Below are 19,690 nucleotides of genomic sequence, written 5' to 3' on the forward strand. Positions count from 1 at the left end.
ACATGCAACGCGCCCCCAAAGGACCTGTATTTATTGTTGGCGCCCCCCGCTCCGGCACTACCCTTCTGCAGTATATGTTGCGCTCACACCCGGCACTATCCCTGCCCACGGGAGAGTCACACTTTTTTATCCCGCTGTACCGGCATGCTTCACAATTCGGTGATTTGTCCCTACCTGAAAATGTAGAACAGGTTTTAAATGTGATGGAAGCTCAAAGTGCGGAGTTTCTACATACTGACATGCATGGCCTCAAGTTTAATGTGGAAAACCTGGCACGAGATTTCGTAGCAGAAGGTCGCCAGAGTGTGCGTGATATTATTTCTGGGCTATTTGAGAAAAATGCAGCGGGTGAAGGTAAACCGCGATGGTGCGACAAGACACCGTATTACGTTATGCATATTCCCAAGTTGCTGGAGTGGTGGCCGGATGCGCAGATTATTCATATTGTGCGCGATGGCCGTGATGTGGCCCTTTCCATGTTTGCCCGGCGGCATGACTTCCGTGTTTACAACACTTATCTTGCAGCAAAGCAGTGGGAACAGTATGTCGATAACGGCCATATGTCCGGCCAGCAAGTACCCGAGGGGCAATATATGGAATTGCGCTATGAGGATATGATCAGTGATCAGAAAGCAGCGCTCCAGAAAATTTGTGGTTTTCTCGGAGAGGCTTATTCTGATGATTTGCTGGAATACAAAAAATCAGGGACTGCCGGTAAAACGCCCTTATTGCAAAAGCCCATTCAGAAAGATAATCAGGATAAGTGGAAATGTGAAATGACACCCTGGCAGATTCGCGTGTTCGAATCTGCCGCAGCGGCCACTCTGAAAAATTTCGGCTATACCCTGACGACATCAGCCCACCGCTTGCCATTAGTCTTGCGGGTATATTATCGCTGGCAAAATGCATTAAGCACGGCTTGGTATCGTAAGTTTGGCCCAAAGAAAAAACCATGGTCTCCACACTCACCGTCCTGATTTGTACCCACAATCGAGCGCTGCTGCTGAGACGTGTGCTGCAATCGATCAACCTGGCAATGCGCCCGGAGAAATGGCAAATACGCATTCTGGTGGGTGTAAACAATTGTAGCGATGAGACAGTCGAAAGCCTTCAACAATATCAGCAAGATGCCGAGCAGCAGGGCTGGTTACCGCTGACCTGGTTTGAGGAACCTGTTCCCGGTAAATCCCACGCGCTCAACCATGCAATTCGCCTGTTGAGCGATGATGCAGTCGCGTTGGTGGATGACGATCATCGCGTAGATCACGAATTTCTGGTGGAAATATGCAAGGCTCTGGAAACTTATCCAGAAGCCACGATGTTTTGCGGACGCATTTTGCCAGATTGGGATGGCACCGAACCCGCCTGGGTCTATGACACAGGCCCCTACCGGATCTATCCACTCCCGGTGCCGCGTTATGATCAGGGAATGGTGCATAGGTTGGTCACCGTAGAACATGGGCCGTTACCGGGTGGTGGAAACTTGTTTTTGCGATCAGGGGTATTTGAACGTGTAGGTGGTTTTTCTACAGAACTAGGTCCGCGGGGACACGACCTCGGGGGTGGTGAGGATAGCGAGTTTGTACTCACTGCGTTGCAGAAAGGCGAACAACTTCAATATGTACCAGAAGTGTTGCAGCATCACTACGTAGATGCCGAGCGACTTAAGTTCAGTTATTTGATACGCAAGAGTTACCAGCGGTCTCGTTCAGTAGCCCGTGTCCATCATCAGGAAAAACAAGTGCCACGCTATATCTGGCGTAAACTGGCAGAGTATGTAGCACATGCCGTATTCTCATTTTCCTGGCCCAAAGCCCGCTTTTATCTTATGCGTACTGCCGCAACGCTCGGCGAATTGCAGGGAATGCGTGAAAAAGTGCAGGAGCTTTCCCCCCTTCGCAACAAGCATTTAACGGACCGAATTGGGGCTGGATTTTGGGCACTACTCACAATAGCGGGAGTGATTAGCGCCGGTATTTCAGTGCGTTTCTTTCCGACGATATTATTTCAGCAAGTGATTGAAGGCGCACTGGCTACATTGAGTAATGCACTAGCCATAACGCTCCTGATCAGCGCAAAAGCACTCCGCGATTTTTCTCAAACCGGCCCGCAAATTCAAGCCGAAATCCGTCATCATTATCGATGGTATACCTTGGCCGCCTTTGCAAGGCTGGTGGGCTGGACACTCTTGCTGCTTATCCTTATGGGAGCAGTAGGAACAGTTATATATGCGGCGATGGCAGCAGTTTCAGGCCTCAATTATACGTTTACAGGTGCATTTGTAGCCGCGTTTATGGGTGTTGCGTTGATTACAAGCTGGCAGTTTTGTCGCCAGCTTTTTTACATTCCTGCCAGTCTGGTTTCATCCATGCATTACCGTATGAGCCGGCTTTATCCTTTATGGGGAATGCTTAATGCTTCACGGTTACACCTGTTTGGCGGATCCATCGCTTTCTTGGTTTTTTTACTGTTTGGATTTGCCAGTTTACGGCTTGCCCAGATGGGAGCGCTCGCACCACTAACCGCACTATGGGGAGGCTTTGCCGCTTTGGTTGGACTGGCTGGGTGGGCAAATGCTGCAACTACACCCACACCAGTCAAATCGAAGCGCAGTGATACGCGACCCAATATCCTGATGTTGGGTTCGGATACGCTTCGGGCTGATCGCCTGGGGGTTGCTGGATATCGTCGCCAATTGACACCCAAGTTAGATCAAATGGCCAAAAGTGCGACGCAATTCACGCAATGCTACGTTCCTTGCGCACGTACCGCACCCAGTTTAATATCCCTGTTTTCGGGCACCTGGCCCCACCGGCATGGTATCAGAGACAATTTTGTAGCAGACGCTGAAACCCGTTTGTCAGTGCCTTGTCTTCCACAAATTCTAGCAGATGCAGGCTATGCCACCGTTGCCGTCAGTGATTGGTGTGGTGCTGATCTGGGTAAGTTTTCGTTAGGATTTCAGAAAGTTGATGCGCCAGAAGACCAATGGAACATCAAATATCTGATACGTCAGGGTCCAAAGGATTTAAGACTGTTTTTGTCACTTTTCACCCACAATCGTTTTGGTAAATATTTTTTACCGGAACAGTATTATTTAGCGGGTGTGCCACTAACCACACAAGCAGGTCGTGATGCTCGTGCCCGGTTGTCTAGTCTGGCCGGGACAGATCAGCCGTTCTTGCTCAATGTGTTTTTGTCAGCCACACATCCCCCCTTCGGCTCTGAATTCCCTTACTATGCACGCTTCTCAGACCCTAAATATTCCGGCGAATCAAAATTCGTCATGGCGCGGCTAACGGACCCGCAGGAAATTATTCGTCGCCAGGGCGATGGCAGAAAAGAGTTTGACCTCGACCAAATAATTGATCTTTATGATGGTTGTGTTCAAAGTTTTGATGATGAAGCGGGGCGAATTCTTGACCACCTGGAAGCGTGCGGGCTCGCTGAAAATACGATTGTGGTGGTATACAGCGACCATGGTATGGAATTCTTTGAGCATGAAACCTGGGGTCAAGGCAATAGCGCGGTAGGTGATTTTTCGGCCCGTATACCACTGATTATTCGTGACCCGCGAACCCAGGGTAGCGGCGTACAGCAACAAACTGTGCGTAGTGTGGATATCGCACCAACGCTGCTGGAGCTGGCTGGCCTTAAAAGTCCCATTGTTATGGATGGCATTTCTCTGGCAAGTCTGGTTAGAGGAGAAAATCTGGATCTGGATTTGGCAGCCTTCAATGAAACCGGCATCTGGCTAACTGATTTGCCGGGCATGCCGGAAGATCATTTGCGTTATCCCAATTTATTGGAGCTACTGGAAGTACCAGATAAAAGCAGCGGCACCTTGGCAATCAAACCCGAATACCATGACATAGTGTTTGAAGCTAAAGACAGGATGGTTCGACTAGGACCCTGGAAATTAGTCTATCAGCCACTTGAGTCCAGGGTTTTGTTGCGCTTATTTGATTTGGAAAATGATCCGGGATGCTTGCGAGACGTGTCAAAACAGTTTCCAGAAATATGTGAGTCTCTCATGCTTCGGTTGTCAGAATGGATGAAAGGGGAAAATGAGGGGCAAGTATCTCGGAGCCAGAGGCAGAAGGTTAGCTTATTAAGCGCTAGATAAAAGTTTGGTTATTGTGAAAATGTCCCTGCAACCTTATTTTAGAAAATTCAACCAATCAATATTCTGATTGGTTGATATCAAGCACAGCTATGAATAGGATTTAACATGCATCGATTGTGTAACTATTTAATCTGTTTCCAGCGTGATATTTGACCAAACAAGCTTATCAAGCCTACGAGCAGGAGGATACTACTACTGGGCTCGAGTATAGGGGTGATTTGAACTACTTTACTATAGGTTCCTCCGTTAAATGTTATGAAGCCGCCTCCAGCAGCAACGGGGCCAACTTTGATCCCTCCGCCCCCCACTGTTGTTCCCCCTTTTGTTACCGTATATGTATCGTTAGCGATCTTCCCATCCGTCGTGATTTCCACGTCTAAACCGTCAACGGTCCACCACGAAAAGGGATTGTACCAGTGACTGCTCGAAATTTCCTTATATGTTATCTTGGAAGTTGGGTCTGTGAAGGTTCCTGAATCCCAAGATGGGTTGCCCACAGTGTCGGAGGTATAAGTTATTAGTGTTCCCCCAATTGATAAGCTGTCACTAACTTGAAAATCGGTGGATGAAATCCACTGGGAAATACCTTCCATCGTCCATGATTGCCCGTCATAGCTCCCAGTTCCCACCCAACTCGTTGAATGGTTGGTCGAATCGTATGCTCCTGATGCGGACAAAAATAAGCTTAATCCATTGTAATTTGATCCGGAAACCGTCCAAACGAAACCACTTTCATCGATGTTACCCACTGCAGTTAGTGACGGATACGATGGATCTACACCATACTTGTATCCTAACACCCCAATTGCGGTGTCAAAGGATAAAAATGCTGGAAGCGTGTTTTCTAAGACAGGAGTTATCGGACCTGCTATTGAGATGCTAACGTGGGCCACAAAAATGACAACACTAAGGGTTAATTGCATGGCCCAACGAAATAAAAAATCATTTAGAAGTGTAAATATTGAACTCATGATATTGACCCCTATTAATAATTGAGAAAATTAAATAATGGTTGTTGGGTAATCAACCATATGTAAGTTAAGACTAGAATGTATAAACAAATTTTGTTCCATATAGTATAGCTAGATAATTTATAGGGATATTTTTCTGTTAAACATTTCCAAAGATGGTTAAGTGTAAATTTTAGCGGTTTTGAGGTAGCGAGAAGCTATGGTAAGCCACATGTGATCTTGCCGAATTCTTATTATCCTAAGGATAGCTCGCCAGGGCGATGGCAGAAAAGAGTTTGATCTCGACCAAATAATCGATCTTTATGACGGTTGTGTGCAAAGTTTTGATGATGAAGCGGGGCGAATTCTCGACCACCTGGAAGTGTGCGGGCTCGCTGAAAATACGATTGTGGTGGTATACAGTGATCATGGCATGGAATTCTTCGAACATGAAACCTGGGGGCAAGGTAATAGCGCTGTAGGTGATTTTTCGGCCCGTATACCACTGATTATTCGTGACCCGCGAACCCAGGGTAGCGGCGTACAGCAACAAACTGTGCGTAGTGTGGATATCGCACCAACGCTGCTGGAGCTGGCTGGCCTTAAAAGTCCCATTGTTATGGATGGCGTTTCTCTGGCAAGTCTGGTTAGAGGAGAAAATCTGGATCTGGATTTGGCAGCCTTCAATGAAACCGGCATCTAGCTGTAAATAAAAGCATTATTATAATATTTAGTTTATGTGACCTTACGTCGTTACATTAAAGCTGATGGAATCATCTCTGATTTTTTGATAATCAGGTGTGAGTGACGCGATTAAACATCAGAAAAAGTTGAACTAAAAATCCTGTAAAAATTATATGTAAATGGGCCTGTTAAAACTTTGAACGTGGACTATATTGAAATGCATTCATGAGATTTATCCGGTATGACTAGAATGTAAAAATGCGATCTGGTTACAGTTTGCTTTGAGGGAACCTTCCGTGATGGACTTTAACCATATGAATTTTAGTATTACTTTGAGCGTGTTTAGGTTCTGTATTTACATAGCCAATCAATTTTAATAGTCATGAATACACCCGAAATGTTCCTCGCAAGGGCCGAAGCACAAATCGATCCTAGTTGCTCTGATATTGTTAGGTTGGCTCCTAGCTCTGCATCAGAAATGAACATTTTCATTTCCAAAGTACAAATTGCCATACTGATTCCTTGTTACAACGAAGCTCTTACGATTGAACGCGTTATAGGCAGATTTCGTCAGGAGTTGCCCGCTGCGCAAATTTTTGTCTACGATAATTGTTCGACTGATGATACAAGTGTCCGAGCAATGGCGGCTGGTGCTTTTATCCGTCGAGAGCCTTGGCCTGGAAAGGGAAATGTAGTGCGACGTATGTTTGCCGAAATCGAAGCTGATGTGTACATTATGGTCGATGGTGACTCCACCTACGACCCAAGCGTAGCACCAGAAATGGTGCGTCTGCTAATCGCCGATCGACTTGACATGGTGGTAGGTACGCGCCGCAATGTATATTCCAATGCCCACCGAATTGGCCACGGATTTGGCAACAGTCTCTTCAACGGCATATATCGCAGATTGTTCGGTCCTATGTTTTCAGATATTTTTTCGGGATATCGTGTTTTTTCCAGACGTTTCGTGAAAAGCTTTCCCGCAATTTCAAGTGGATTTGAGATTGAAACGGAATTATCAGCACATGCGAGCCAGATTCGCATGCCAATTGCTGAACTTCAGACCGAATATGGTGCGCGGGAAGATGGTTCGGTAAGCAAGCTTAGAACTTTCAGGGATGCCTTCCGGATACTTTGGACTATGTTTCTATTCTTTAAGGAAATCCAACCCACCCAATTTTTCGGAACGATTGCCGTTACGCTAGCGTTCATCTCCATAATGCTGGGTTACCCGCTTTTGGAGGTTTATATGAACACCGGCTTAGTTCCACGTTTCCCAACAGCGATTCTTGCCACCGGCTTGATGCTAATGGCCGCTATTGCGCTAGTATCAGGCTTGATCTTGGACAGTGTGGCAAGGGGACGACTTGAAAACAAGCGACTGCACTACCTTAATTTGGCTCAGCTCCGACCAAGAGAAAAGCATTGATGCAACAGTTTTTTAGGTTTATTGCCGTGGGCAGCATTGGCTTTGCAGTGGATGCAGGGATCGTGTTCTTACTTGTATATTATGGGATTTCCCCTATTTTGGCACGTTTTCCGGCCATCGCTTCTGCAGTCGCTGTCACGTGGTTGTTAAATCGGCAGCTGACATTTCGCGTTAATGCCCCTAAAAGTCACGCTGAGGCTATGCGCTATGTGGCTGTAGCGTTCTTATCCGCAGGCCTCAATTTTGCACTGTATTCTGTACTGGTGCTTTCCAGCATGAGGCCTGTTCTTGCGGTTGGGCTTTCTACTTTTGTTTTGATGTTTTTTAGCTTTGTATCTTATAAACGGTTTGTTTTCGCGCAAACCACCTGAGGTTCAACTGCAGGCCCCACAGAAATTGCGCACCAAGTGGCTGACTGAGTTGATGGCTCGTGTTGCATCCACCTTCAAGCTGAATTCTTCCGCCGGAACACTTGGGTTTTTAGAACCCTTCAGTTGCGCGCGCGGAGCGACGACTCATTTTAGTAGGGTAGGACTCTTTTTGAAAGAAGAAATCATTGCGTGCACACACTATTTTGATTAACGAAAGTTCAACAAATGAAACAGAATAGCTCCGCTTTAAAACAAACTCAGAAAGTATGGAAAAGACTTGCTGATATGCTTCCCATTGTTGGTATAACAATGGGCTTTTTTCTTTTTTTTCAAGGTATCGCTCAGCCATGGATTGGTCTTGATGGTTCTGATGGTGCTTTATTTAGTTCAATCGCGCACAATTATCTGCAATTTGGTGTATTCGATTTAAATTTTGGCCAGTTGATCACTTTCGAGGAGATTTCTCATCCTGGTGGAACCTATTATCTTCACCACCCCCCACTCTTCCCGCTTCTAGTAATGACAAGTTTCTCTCTCTTTGGTGAGGCAGAGATTTTTGCTCGCTTAGTATCTGTGCTTGCCACTCTGGCAACCGCCATTGTGTTATTTGCCCTTGTCAAAAAAGCAGCAAATACCCGTGTGGGTATCATGAGTGTGTTCTTTTTCATGACTTACCCATCAACTATATTATTTGGACGCAAGCCTGGATATGAAGCCTTAACTTTATTTTTTGTCATACTAGCTGTATGGCTTTACCTAAAATATAGGGATAGACCTAGCCTGGGAACAATGTTTTTGCTATTTTGTGCGGTCGCAGCTGGTGCCGCGAGCGATTGGGCGGCCTATTTTTTACCCCCTGCGATTCTTACCCATTATTTACTGATGCGAAAAGATCAACGGATGGACTGGACGTTACTCTCAGGGTTGATTTTTGTGCCAACAGTGACCCTTATTTTATTTTTAATCAGCATTTATTATGTCGACAAGGAGTCATTATTGGGTTTGTTACATCAAGGGTTGGCTTATACGGGATTTATTTCCGCAAACAGTGAAATTGCTAAGACGATTATTGAGGCCAAAATTACTTTTTCTCCAAAAGAATATTTTTTTAGGATTGTTCAAAATTTCAACACCGATTTCGGTATTATTTCCGCATTGCTCGCGCTCATTGGCATAGTGTTTATTCGGAGAAACAAGGAAATGAGCGGAATAGTGATTATTTTATCGGTTGTTGCATTTGGTATCTTAGTGATCTTCTGGCGCAGCCTTTATTTTCATCAGTGGTGGATGCATCTGATGACAGTTCCGTTGGCAATTCTTAGCGCTGAAGCTATTAATAGTATTCTCAGTTTGGCAGATAACGATAGACCTTCACATGAGCAGGCAACAAAAGCAGGAATAACTGTTGCAGTCATTCTCCCAGTATTGATTTCTATGCTCTTTAATGTTTGGCAACTCGGTAACATACAAACTCGCATTCAGCGAGAGGATCGTCTTGAGAAGCCCGACTTCATTCCGGAACTAGGCCATTACATTCGGAGATCAACTGCTATCGGCGATCAGATACTAACTAACTTGGCGCCCATTAGTAAATATCTAACAAATCCTTATAGTAAGATACTCCCATATTACTCACGTCGTACTATCCACCCTAGCATCACGACCCCCGATCAAATCTTTCGGCTTATCAGTCAAGAAAATAACAGGCCTAAAGGTGCTATCTATTTTCTTCTAGAGTTGGATGTAGCTAAGGATTTGGCTTCTAGCGGTTTGTACACATGGCTGAAAAATAATGGGGATATGACCGCTCTAAATATCCAAGGCCATAGCTTTCAGCTTTTTAGATTAAAGACAATAAATCATATTTAATTGTTATTGCTTGCGGTTAAGCAATAACAATTAGTGAGTTTAAGGGCAAAATCTGCAGGCAGGTTTATTTGTTTCCGCATTCACACTGTCAACCGGGCTGGTAGTTGTATCCGTATTTTGGTCACTACCAAGATCGGGGCAAAACCGGCAATATGGGGATGATTGCGAGTTGTCCTGGGGATTTTTGCTTTCTGCGCCCTGAACTCCAGTGCCACTCGTTGAAGCATCTTTGGATACACTGAGGGGTTCGCTGGGTTTAGCAGGCGTATCTTGTGTCTTTGCAGGTTCTTCTGTCGTATCCGGTTTTCCCGGTTTTTCCGTATTCACAGTTTCGGGTGGTATATCGGATTTTTTTTCAGGGATGGGGCGTTGGCCGCCAACTGCTTTATATCGTCTTAATAAGGCTTTTGAATCCGGGTTGATTTCAAGGCCATTGTAAAGGATTTCTTGAGCCTCTTTACGTTTGTTCAGTGCGGTATAAACATCGCCCAATACTTGGTACGCTCTGAAGTCTTCGGGTGTTAGCTGAATTGCTTGAAGTAAGGGGCTGATGGCTTCTGCGTAATAATTAGAAGATTTGGTGAGTCTGGCGTATCGCTCAAGTGCTTTTCCATATGTGTATCTGATATCCGCGCGCAGGTATTTTGAGCAACTGCCTTCGCCATCATGAAATTCTATTTGGCCTTTGAGTGTATTCAGGGCTCTATTTAATTTTTCTTTTGCTAAACCTGGGTTGGTATAAGCATTTTTTTCAGCACGAACCAGGTCAGTATGTGCGTCGCAGTAATAGTGATAACGCGTACATCCCGTTGTGTCCATGGTGTGGCTTTGTGGAACGGCTGAAGGATCCAGACCTGCTCGTGCGCCATACATCCATTGGCAAAGTTGGGGCATCATTAAAATTTCCCGTTTATCCGGGAGAAAACCTTCGGCAGTTGCCGAAATAGTATAGCCAATTGCGATTACCATCAAAGTCAATAATATGAAGCGCTGGAGAGTAATTGCAGAGAGCTTAACAATCTGCTGCAATTTCAAATGACAATATTTAGATATCAGTTTCATATGGGACTTGCCTTTCTTCTGAAGCATGAGCGCTGCAATTTCTCAAAAAGTCGAAATCGCATTGAGATAATCATTTATTTTACGCAACAATAATAGTATATGTATTAAGGTTTCAAAGCCCAATTTCCTAAGCTCTTAGCATTAGTTGTGAAAAATCCATTGAACTGCCTGGGCAATTTTTTACCGAGAGGAATAAGGCCATTGTCTGTGATTTCATATTTTTTCACATAACCCAAGTCCTCAAGAAATGAAATTAATTCAGCGGGTGTGTGCCTAAACTGGGACAAGAAAGATTCGGTGATTTCTACTATAATATGGGGTTTGTAGGATTCAAGAAATTTACGCATGCCGTATAGTACTTTTAATTCTACTCCTTCTACATCAAGCTTGATCATTCGAACATTGGGCATGTTGATGTTGAGGTTGTCAAATTTTCGTAGCATTACTTTAGCTTTATTGATCCCACTCCCTTGAAACCGCAAGGACGCCATTCCTGAGTTATCTTCGGGCCCAAGGAAAAATTCAGCCTCACCTTCGTCATCTGAAAGAGCAAAATCAAATATCTCTACATTTTCAGCAGAAGCAAGCTGTATGTTGGCTTTTAGCCTTTCTCTAGTCACTGTTGCGGGCTCAAACGCTATTACTTTTCCTGACGGACCGACGTATTTACTCGCCATGACTGTGTAATATCCAATATTGGCGCCAATATCCACGAAACCATCCCCTTCGGCGAGAATTCTGCGAAGCGTTCTGGAGACGCCCGTCTCATATTCCCCCCAAATATATAGTTCCCTGCCAACATAATCATTGATATTCACGTGCATCGGAAATCCGGCCCTCGTTGTGATTGATACTTCTGGGTTAGACAAGCGAGTATCTTTAACAAGCTTCTTCGAAATTACCATTAGAGACCATCGCCCTTTCTCAAAAGGGGTATGGCGCAGATATGCGCTAATAATACGGAAGACCAAGGTTTTCATTGGACTCTCTTCCCACATCTATAAAATAACTCCATATATTTTCTCCATGATTTTTTTAATAATATATGTCCAGTCATCACCAGACCATACTGGTTTTAATTTAAAAAATTAAAACATGAATTTTTCTATTAAGATTTTGCCTCTTTTTCTCTTAAGAAATTTGCTGCTACAGGTGCATCCAGAGCTTCTAAGAAAGCAGCTAGCTTGACTGCAGGGCGAAATATAACGGCTGTCCGTAGTGCATTTTTTTGCAGCAGCTCACGCTCCTCGGGCTGCAGTTTGCTGATTGTAGTCCACCAAGCAGCAAACTGTTCAGGTGTGTTTAGATTAGCGAGGTAGCCATTCTTTCCATGTTCGACATATTCCAGCAATCCACCCACCGGCTGAGCTAGCAGAATTGCCCCACTTGCCATGGCTTCCAAGCCCACTAGTGCGAATGCCTCGGAGTTGCTGGCCAGAATGAGAGTATCGACAGCGCTCATCCAAGGTGCGGTATCGTTAACCATGCCGACGAAGTGTACCTTGTCAGCCACACCCAATTTTGTGGCAAGGGCGCGCAATACTTTTAACATGCCGTCGCCAACTAGGACCAAGTGAGCTTTCCTAGGTGATGTGGAAACGAATGCAGCAAAACCCTGTAGGATTGCATCTACTCGTTTCTCAATCACTAATCGCCCTACAAAACCAATCAGGAAGTCATGCTCTTCAACGCCAATACCTGATCGTAGTTGGGTGCGAGCCGCTAGGGCGGGCTGGAAACGCTTAACATCTACCCAGTTATGACGTGTCACGATTCTATTAGCGGGAAAATCATAGTGTTGTATTACAGATTGTCTGGTGCACTCTGAAACGGCGATGGAGCGGCTCACCAGTCGAGAAGCTACGACATTTCTGATAGTGCGAACCGGGGTATGTCGAGGTTCTGGCTTGCCCCAGGCAATCTGGGGCAGGTTAGCCATGGCATGTTCGATAGTGTAAAGCCGTGGGTAGCGAAAGCGTAGTGCAGCCAAGATGGAAAGCGAAGAAGAACCTCCAACACCACGTGGGTATACTGCACGCTGCGCCGGATAGGGTTTTAATGCCTTGGACCAGAAACGGAATGTTTTGTAAAATGGCATATTTTCAGGCAGAGGTAATTGAATGATACGAACTGGAGTGTCATTTAAGTAGGGAGTAAAGTAGTCTTTTGCACAAACTATTAATGTAACGGGGTGTCCTGCCTCTGCCAATGCACGTACCCAATCTATAGTGTGAACGCTAAGGCCACAGCGGCCTGATGTACTTGCAAACACAATATAGGAGGGGAGCATAGTAATGTCTCTGATCAGTACTTCAATTTATAATTGACAACAAACGTGTTTGCTCCGCCACCCTGTCCCAGGAAAAATCATTTACAGCTCTTTCATAGCCCGCACTACCCATTTTTGCGGCAACATTTGCATCACTTAATAATTGCGAAAGCGCATCAATGACTGCAGTGCATGATTGTCCGTCCACGACTATTCCGGTTACGCCATCTTGTACGGCTTGTTTGGCTCCCCCGGCATCTCCCGCGACTGATGGTTTTCCACATGCAGCTGCCTCAATGAACACCATGCCAAAACCTTCTGTGTCACCATTGATTTCCCGGTTCGGCATGGCAAATGCATTGCAGGCATTATACCAACGAGGTAAGTCGATGGCATTGACATGACCCAGCAAGTGTACGCGATCTGCCACACCGTGTACACGCGCGAGATCAAGCAAATACTCCTGATCTTCGCCTATACCAATCAGCGCATACTGAACATTGATGCCGGCTTTGATGAGTTCGGGGAGTGCTTTGATCACCTGGTCGAAGCCCTTTCGCCGTGATAGCCGCCCTACCGACAAAACCAATTTCCCCTCTGGCGCTACGCCGACAGACTGGCGCAAGTCATCACAGGGCAAGCCAGGGCGAAAGCGTTCAATATCAACGCCCGGAGAAATCAGCGTGATATGCATGGGATCAACATCCATCTTGATGAGTTCATCACGAGTGAATTGGCTGTTGGCTATCACATGATCGGCGTGTCGCAGGGCAAAACGCATGGCTTTATATTTGCCGCCGTGGCCCCAGGTGGTGAGTTCTTCTCCATGGGCGTAAATCACCACCGGATGGAAGGTCAGGCGTGCCACAGCCCATGCGCATAAGCCTTCCGGCAGTGCGCGCCCGGCATGAACCGCATCAAAACGTCGGGTTGCTGCCAAATACAAGGATTTAAAAAACAGATTTACGTACATGCTTAGGGATTCCGGGCGCAACCAGGCCACACGTCGCATATTGATACGGTGGATGCTATTGGGATGGTTGGTATCCACTTCGGAAGCGCCAGGTACGTCGGCCGTGACAATATGGGTTTCTTTGCCTGAAAGACGGCGGTACACTTCTGCAAACCAGACGGCTGTACCCCCTTTGGTGGGCAGGAATAATTCGGTAAGTACCAGGTAACGAGGCATGTTCAGTTCTTTATCAAGGATAAAATATTGCGGAAGCTGGCAACGCCTGGCGATTCAATCAGTGAAGGCAATACTGCGCGCATGGCCTCCATTCTTCGACCTGATTTTGTGAGCGAATAAGCAAGATTGAGTCTGGCTTGACGCAGTCGGGTTGCGTAACCGCGCCGAACCGCAGGCGGTAGCTGCTCTGCACTTTTGCCGAGTGCAATCAGTGTGCGTACATTCTCGAATTGCGCGCGCACCGGGTCGGCCCGTGTGGCACTGGTACCGTGAATGCTGTATACCGCCATCGGCTCGCAGATCACCCCCGCATGATGGCTTCGCGCGACCAGACGAGTCAGCAGATGGACGTCTTCACATACTTTGAAGCCCAGAGGGTAGCCTCCCAGTTCCAGAAATGTAGCGCGCGGAAGGCTTAAAGTATGGGTGTCACCAAAATGGTCAGCTACAAACTCTTCGAACTCTGATTCTTCCATAATTACTTCGCGCTTGCCTGCAGCTTTTTTAAGCATCATTCTGCCGGAAGCTTTGCCCTCCATAGAGCGCCCCAGTAAGTTTTCATTTTCGTCACGATATTCGTAATCGCCTGTAAGGAAATCCAACGTTGGATCGCGAGAAATCCATTCACTATGATGCTTTAAACGGTCAGGTAAATACCAGTCGTCGGCATCCAGAAATGCAAGCCATTGGCTAGTGGCTGCCTTGGCACCCGCGTTGCGCGCTGCAGACACACCCTGATTGGTCTGGCGAATATACTTTATCTGGCCGGTAAACTCAGTGATTGCTTCTTGCAAAGCATCGGTGGAGCCATCATCTACGATGATAATTTCACTGGCGGGGTAGGATTGGTTTAATACCGATTTGATCGCGCGCTTAATCGTTTTTGCGGCATTATATGCTGGGATGATCACGGAAAATGTCGGGTTACTCATGGTGTGTTCATTGCTGAGTGTGAGGCATTATGTTTGCTTTGACTTACTGCCAGGGAAATCAACCATAATGGAAGCGCAAACCCACTAATTCGCGCCAGTTTCCAGAACCCGGAAATCTCCTTGATCCTCAGCAGCCAGGCATTTAACTGATGCAAGAATGAAGTATTAATCAAGCTGCCTTGATGTGCGGCTATCTGAGCGCTTAAGGTGGCTGTGGAAATAAAGCGCACATCAGGAAAACGCTGCAGGACTGCTTTAAGTAATATTTCTAATTCTTTCAGTGCATTGTTGCAGGTGTTCTTGTCATTGATAAAGTTGAAACGATGGGTTTCAAGTAAAGTGGGTCGTCCAAGGGCGGACTTTTTAACCATTTTCATCAAGGTGTCAGCAGCGCGGTGGCCGCGTGCCGGTTCGAAATATTCGTCACGAACCAGGTAGAGGGTTTTGGCGCTGCGCTCTCCGTTCAGAATTTTTATCCCGGTTGGGCTCAGTTTACCTTGCGCATCTCGGAATTCATAACGCGTGCCAGGTGTAATGACGGTTTGCACCCCTAATTTTGACCAGATTCGTTCAACAGTGTCATTCCATACAAATGTGGGCGGGACGGCTACCACCGGTGCAACCCCCAGAATGTCTTGGAACACCTTTACTTCTTCGGTGATGGCTCGTTCAATCGCAGCGTCATCGATAGGTTGAGTTGGCAGCACAGATCCGTCCGTCCAGCGGCTTTGCAAATGATCGGGTAACGTTTCTGTGGAAGCATATTCTTGATGGCTCAACCAGTTTCGAATTTCAACGTTGTGTTCGGCAGACGCGATTAATGCTGGTGGCCAATAATGGGCCATGCCATGGAGTTGAGCCGAAAATGTGCCGGACTCCATGCCTTGTTTGATCGCATTCAAAATGGGGATGAATACGGGTTCGCTCAGTACCAATTCATGGTAGGCCAGAGGTACGGACTTGTTTATACGCTGGGTATCTGGGATAGATAACACCAGACCTAAGGTCATAACGGGATGGTGCCCCCGGCAGTCTTTAAAGCGTGAAAGGACGGCGTGTAGCGCATTTAATGCATCGGCCTGCTGGAGAGGTCCGGCACCCCAGTCGTCACTTTCAAAAATAAGCACGGGATGGCGCAAAACAGGCTCTCGCCACAGTGCGATAAGCCCCTTTCGGTAAATTATTCCGAGCAGCAATCCGATACCGGTAAACCATGCAACAATGATTAGAATGGTTATAGTCCCCATTTTTTATTGCCGGGTTGATAACGCTCTTACCCGGCCTGCTATCCTTTTGAAATGAACTTCCGATTATCAAAGAGCTGTTTAATACTAGCATAAACTGGGCCAGCTTAAGGGGTGTGACCCGAAAACCCATTGCAGCAATAACCAAGATAATCATTAAAAATCGAAATAAATGAATTTCTGGGTAGAGCCCCCAAACATAATCAACAACATGGCAATCCCAAAATAGGCCAGGCTTCTAATCGGCCAAGGCGTGCTCCACCAACGGGTGTAGCTTCGTTCAAGAAGTTGAACCAGAAATGGCTCTATGAGTGCAGCCAAGGTGGCTAAGCCAAGCCCGATCCATACGAAAGTACGCAGCACGGGTTCCGCCACTGAAGTGACGCCTATGCCCAGCATTGCCGCACTGATTGTCCATGCCTCTGTAAATCCGGGCGCGCGGAAAAAGACCCAGGTGAAACTGACAAGTGCCATGGTAACTGGCCAGCCTGCAAGGGAAAGCGCTTTCGACCATATTGGACTGTTCGGTAAATGAAGGTATTCATAAAACTTGATTAGCAAGCGATGTCCAACAAGATACATTCCGTGCAGAAATCCCCAGAAAACAAAAGTCCAGTTTGCGCCGTGCCACAACCCGCCAAGCAGCATGGTAATCAGAATGTTTGCATGGGTTCTTATCGGACTGCAACGTGACCCCCCCAGGGATATATAAAGGTAGTCACGAAGCCAGCGGGACAGTGTCATGTGCCATCGACGCCAGAATTCCTGCGGGTTGCGGCTGATGTAGGGGTATAAGAAATTGCGCGGCAATATAATTCCCATTGCACAGGCCATACCAATAGCCATTTCACTGTAGCCTGAAAAATCGAAATAAATTTGTAGCCCAAAGGCAATGGATGCTGCCCAAGCGGTTACAAATCCTAACTGATCAGGGTGTGCGAAAAGAAAATCCGTAAGATCCGCCAGATTATCTGCGAAGAGTACTTTTTTAATGAGGCCACCCAGAAATATCAGCGCGCCGAGTCGGACATCTTCTGCCCTGAGAGGCTTTAAACTTTCCAGCTGGTCGACCAGCTCGGATGCTCTAAGAATGGGCCCTGCAATCATGTGCGGGAAAAAAGTAACATAGAGAACCCAGATTCGGAAACGTATGTGGCGCGTCCAGTCACCCCGGTATACATCGATCATGACAGACAGCATATGAAACGTATAAAAACTGATGCCTAAAGGGAGTGCCCAATGAATCCAGTCCGGCGCATGTTGAGGTGTAGTGCCATTTAAAAATGCTAATCCTGCAAACCATGTTTCTACCATAAGCACGAGGTATTTCATGGCGCCCAATAATGTCAGGTTGAGTGCCAGACCTAATACTAATGTGCTTAACTTGCGCGATCGGAAAAGTGCTGAATAAATGAGATAGTTAATCCCCAGGGACGTAAACAGAAGAACCAGGTAAGCCGGTTTCCATGATGCGTAAAATATAATACTCGCCAGAAGCAGTATGGCAGCACGTTGCCGATAGCTTGTTGCAGCTGCATATAGTGCAAAAAAAGCTGCGAAAAAGATAAAGAAGTTGAAACTGCTGAAAATCACTTGGGCTGTCCCTCGACACTCAACCAGTTCCATTTTGCTTCAAGTTCCTTTGCAAGCCAGCGACTGTAAATCTGTGCTCCTTTGTCACTCAGATGCCCGGCATTAAAGAAATACGCGCGTTGGCGTGGAACTGGGTCGGGTTGGCTGATGACATACACACCGTTTTCTTTCAGGCGCGCTGACAAGGGAAAATAGGCGCCATTTGCACGAGCAGGGTCTGCATAAGCACTGCTTCGATTCAGCAAAGGGGGAAACGAAACAGCAACGGAAATGTTGTGCTGCTGCAGTATTTTGGTTATTTTGAATAAATAGTCCTGAACGACAGGTGTTGGAGGGATGTCGGCCCCCTCTTCTTGTTGCTGGGCTTGAGCTTCATTCTGGTTTGTTGCGCCAAACCCTGCTCGATACCCAAGATGACGCCATGCTGCACCACCCACTGGCTCAAGCGGCTTGATGGTGGCTTCTACAAAGCGTAAAGCTTTATCAGGTTCGCGCAGTTGTCGAAGGTTGTCCGTGTATGCCCATAATTTTAACCAGGTGCCTAGCCAGGTTTTTATTGCGCCTTCATCCAGCAACGCTTCGCTGTCCGCGAAAAATGTCGCATAGCCGAGAGAGTCATCATTTTGCAAATAACTTTCGTCCAGGCCAATGACGACTAATTGAAGTTTTCCTTTTGCGAGGCATCCTGCCTGCTCTAGACGCGTCAGCATGCCATAACCTATCCGGGCGTTGGTTCCGGGAATTCCCAGATTAAAGGTTTCGCGGGTTGTTCCCCATTCACTTTGCATGGCGCGTGGGTCTACACCATTGTCTACTCGACTATTCCCCATGATCAGGATCTGGGGGCAGGTTTTTTCTGTAAACAACTGCTTGTCCATTGCCCGGCCAACGGCAAACACTGCGCCATATCGTTGAATAATCCAGTCATTGAATAAAGCGGCGTTGACGAGGCCGAGCAAAATGAGCCCGACACCCACGCCTGCGCCAAAACCTGGCCAGATTCTCATACTGCAGGTATCATTCGGCTGGGTATCCCATGGATTGCGCTGTAGGAGCAACAGAGTGCATTATTCGTTCGATTTTTTCTCGGTTGCGTCCGTCTTTCCATTTATCCAGCCGTATTTCGGAAAAAGCGTTATACGGAGTGGATAATACATGGGCGCAATGTTGTTCGATATCCTGCGTAAACGCCAGGCCACATTGTTCGAAGGCTTGTCGAAACCCTGATACGGGGTTGCGTACCAGATCCTCGTAAAATACCTCGCTCCACAGATGGGAAGGAATCTGTTTTTTTGCCGCAAGAATTTCATTGTTAATGGCGCAGTATTGGAAAGCACAGACTTCTTCAATGGATTTGTTGAGATAGTTGCGCCAGCCATCGGAAAGAAAAAAACACCATTGGGTATAACGACCATTTTCTACGGTAACTTTTTCTTTTAATTCCCGAGACCAAGTTGCGAATTCTTCAGGCTTTCCCCAACCTTCAATGAGCGAATTAATATTGTCACCGGGACTGCGTTTGACAAAAATGAAATGGGCCTTGGGAAACAAAGCATGCAAAAACGGTATGCACAATCCATTTTGGTTGTTTTTGTCTATAAACCGTGTTTTCCCGGTGAAAGTGTAAAAGTAGCGGCTTACCTCGTCACGGTCTTTTGTGTTGGCATCTTGCGAGTTTAACCCATGGGTATCCCAGTTTTTATCCGCTAAGGGATGCAAGTCCACCCAGAAGTCATGGGTTTCTCTTTGCAACGTGCCCAGCTCTTTTGATTCAGATAAGGTTTTATAAACAAGTGTGGTACCGGCACGGCTGCAGCCTATTACAAAAACGGGGTTAACTGATTGTTTTTGATGAACGTTCCACCAGGCATTACGCGTTGCACGAAGAATCTGCCTTCCATGATATCGCAGTGTTTTATCAACTTTTAACCAGAATTCACTCAATGGATGCCTTTGGAGGAAATAATCATAT

General features: G+C 46.4%; 16 protein-coding genes. 6 read left to right on the forward strand and 10 right to left on the reverse strand.

The features are described from left to right. Positions 1-2 precede the first annotated feature (2 nt). Positions 3-977: a sulfotransferase family protein gene (locus EDC63_RS06700; RefSeq protein ID WP_223248207.1), complete on the forward strand. Its 975-nt coding sequence runs from the start codon at positions 3-5 to the stop codon at positions 975-977. Further along, positions 953-4,126: a sulfatase-like hydrolase/transferase gene (locus EDC63_RS06705; protein WP_124945761.1), complete on the forward strand. Its 3,174-nt coding sequence runs from the start codon at positions 953-955 to the stop codon at positions 4,124-4,126. Before EDC63_RS06700 ends, EDC63_RS06705 begins: the two co-directional genes overlap by 25 nt. Before the next feature lie 122 nt (positions 4,127-4,248). Here the strand turns inward: EDC63_RS06705 and EDC63_RS06710 are convergent, their stop codons facing one another. Then, positions 4,249-5,097, reverse strand: a complete 849-nt coding sequence (locus EDC63_RS06710; protein ID WP_124945762.1) for a hypothetical protein — start codon at positions 5,095-5,097, stop codon at positions 4,249-4,251. A 292-nt stretch (positions 5,098-5,389) separates the two neighbouring features. On the opposite strand from EDC63_RS06710, the gene EDC63_RS06715 reads away from it, so the two are divergent. The 4 genes from EDC63_RS06715 to EDC63_RS06730 all read left to right on the forward strand — a co-directional run bounded on the left by EDC63_RS06715 (position 5,390) and on the right by EDC63_RS06730 (position 9,429). Beyond that, on the forward strand, positions 5,390-5,779 hold the full coding sequence (locus tag EDC63_RS06715) for a sulfatase-like hydrolase/transferase (RefSeq protein WP_223248219.1): 390 nt from the start codon (positions 5,390-5,392) through the stop codon (positions 5,777-5,779). A gap of 459 nt (positions 5,780-6,238) precedes the next feature. Next, a complete protein-coding gene (locus EDC63_RS06720) occupies positions 6,239-7,189 on the forward strand; it encodes a glycosyltransferase family 2 protein (RefSeq protein ID WP_124945764.1) in 951 nt (316 codons plus the stop codon). Then, positions 7,189-7,560, forward strand: coding sequence for a GtrA family protein (locus EDC63_RS06725; protein ID WP_124945765.1), 372 nt, complete (start codon positions 7,189-7,191; stop codon positions 7,558-7,560). Before EDC63_RS06720 ends, EDC63_RS06725 begins: the two co-directional genes overlap by 1 nt. A 225-nt stretch (positions 7,561-7,785) precedes the next feature. Continuing rightward, positions 7,786-9,429 carry an ArnT family glycosyltransferase gene (locus EDC63_RS06730; RefSeq protein WP_124945766.1) on the forward strand — a complete coding sequence of 548 codons (1,644 nt, stop codon included), beginning with the start codon at positions 7,786-7,788 and terminating at the stop codon, positions 9,427-9,429. Positions 9,430-9,468: 39 nt separating this feature from the next. On the opposite strand, the gene EDC63_RS06735 is transcribed toward EDC63_RS06730, so the two are convergent. The 9 genes from EDC63_RS06735 to EDC63_RS06775 form a co-directional block, all read right to left on the reverse strand. Further along, the gene (locus EDC63_RS06735) at positions 9,469-10,491 is read right to left on the reverse strand and encodes a tetratricopeptide repeat protein (RefSeq protein ID WP_165922931.1); all 1,023 of its coding nucleotides are present in this window, start codon (positions 10,489-10,491) and stop codon (positions 9,469-9,471) included. A 104-nt stretch (positions 10,492-10,595) separates the two neighbouring features. Next, entirely contained in the window at positions 10,596-11,471 is an 876-nt protein-coding gene (locus tag EDC63_RS06740; protein ID WP_165922932.1) for an FkbM family methyltransferase, read from the reverse strand. A 128-nt stretch (positions 11,472-11,599) separates the two neighbouring features. Continuing rightward, positions 11,600-12,781 carry a glycosyltransferase family 4 protein gene (locus EDC63_RS06745; RefSeq protein ID WP_124945769.1) on the reverse strand — a complete coding sequence of 394 codons (1,182 nt, stop codon included), beginning with the start codon at positions 12,779-12,781 and terminating at the stop codon, positions 11,600-11,602. Between the two features lie 22 nt (positions 12,782-12,803). After that, entirely contained in the window at positions 12,804-13,949 is a 1,146-nt protein-coding gene (locus tag EDC63_RS06750; RefSeq protein WP_124945770.1) for a glycosyltransferase family 4 protein, read from the reverse strand. 2 nt (positions 13,950-13,951) lie between these two features. Then, positions 13,952-14,881 carry a glycosyltransferase family 2 protein gene (locus EDC63_RS06755; RefSeq protein WP_124945771.1) on the reverse strand — a complete coding sequence of 310 codons (930 nt, stop codon included), beginning with the start codon at positions 14,879-14,881 and terminating at the stop codon, positions 13,952-13,954. Beyond that, on the reverse strand, positions 14,878-16,128 hold the full coding sequence (locus EDC63_RS06760) for a hypothetical protein (RefSeq protein ID WP_124945772.1): 1,251 nt from the start codon (positions 16,126-16,128) through the stop codon (positions 14,878-14,880). The genes EDC63_RS06755 and EDC63_RS06760 overlap by 4 nt, the downstream gene beginning before the upstream one ends. Before the next feature lie 153 nt (positions 16,129-16,281). After that, entirely contained in the window at positions 16,282-17,751 is a 1,470-nt protein-coding gene (locus EDC63_RS06765) for an MBOAT family O-acyltransferase (protein WP_223248209.1), read from the reverse strand. Then, entirely contained in the window at positions 17,715-18,725 is a 1,011-nt protein-coding gene (locus EDC63_RS06770) for a hypothetical protein (RefSeq protein WP_124945773.1), read from the reverse strand. The genes EDC63_RS06765 and EDC63_RS06770 overlap by 37 nt, the downstream gene beginning before the upstream one ends. A gap of 10 nt (positions 18,726-18,735) precedes the next feature. Next, a complete protein-coding gene (locus tag EDC63_RS06775) occupies positions 18,736-19,662 on the reverse strand; it encodes a sulfotransferase family protein (protein ID WP_124945774.1) in 927 nt (308 codons plus the stop codon). Between the last annotated feature and the right edge of the window lie 28 nt (positions 19,663-19,690).

Origin of the sequence: Sulfurirhabdus autotrophica (assembly GCF_004346685.1) — a bacterium.
In the GTDB taxonomy this organism is placed as follows: domain Bacteria; phylum Pseudomonadota; class Gammaproteobacteria; order Burkholderiales; family SMCO01; genus Sulfurirhabdus; species Sulfurirhabdus autotrophica.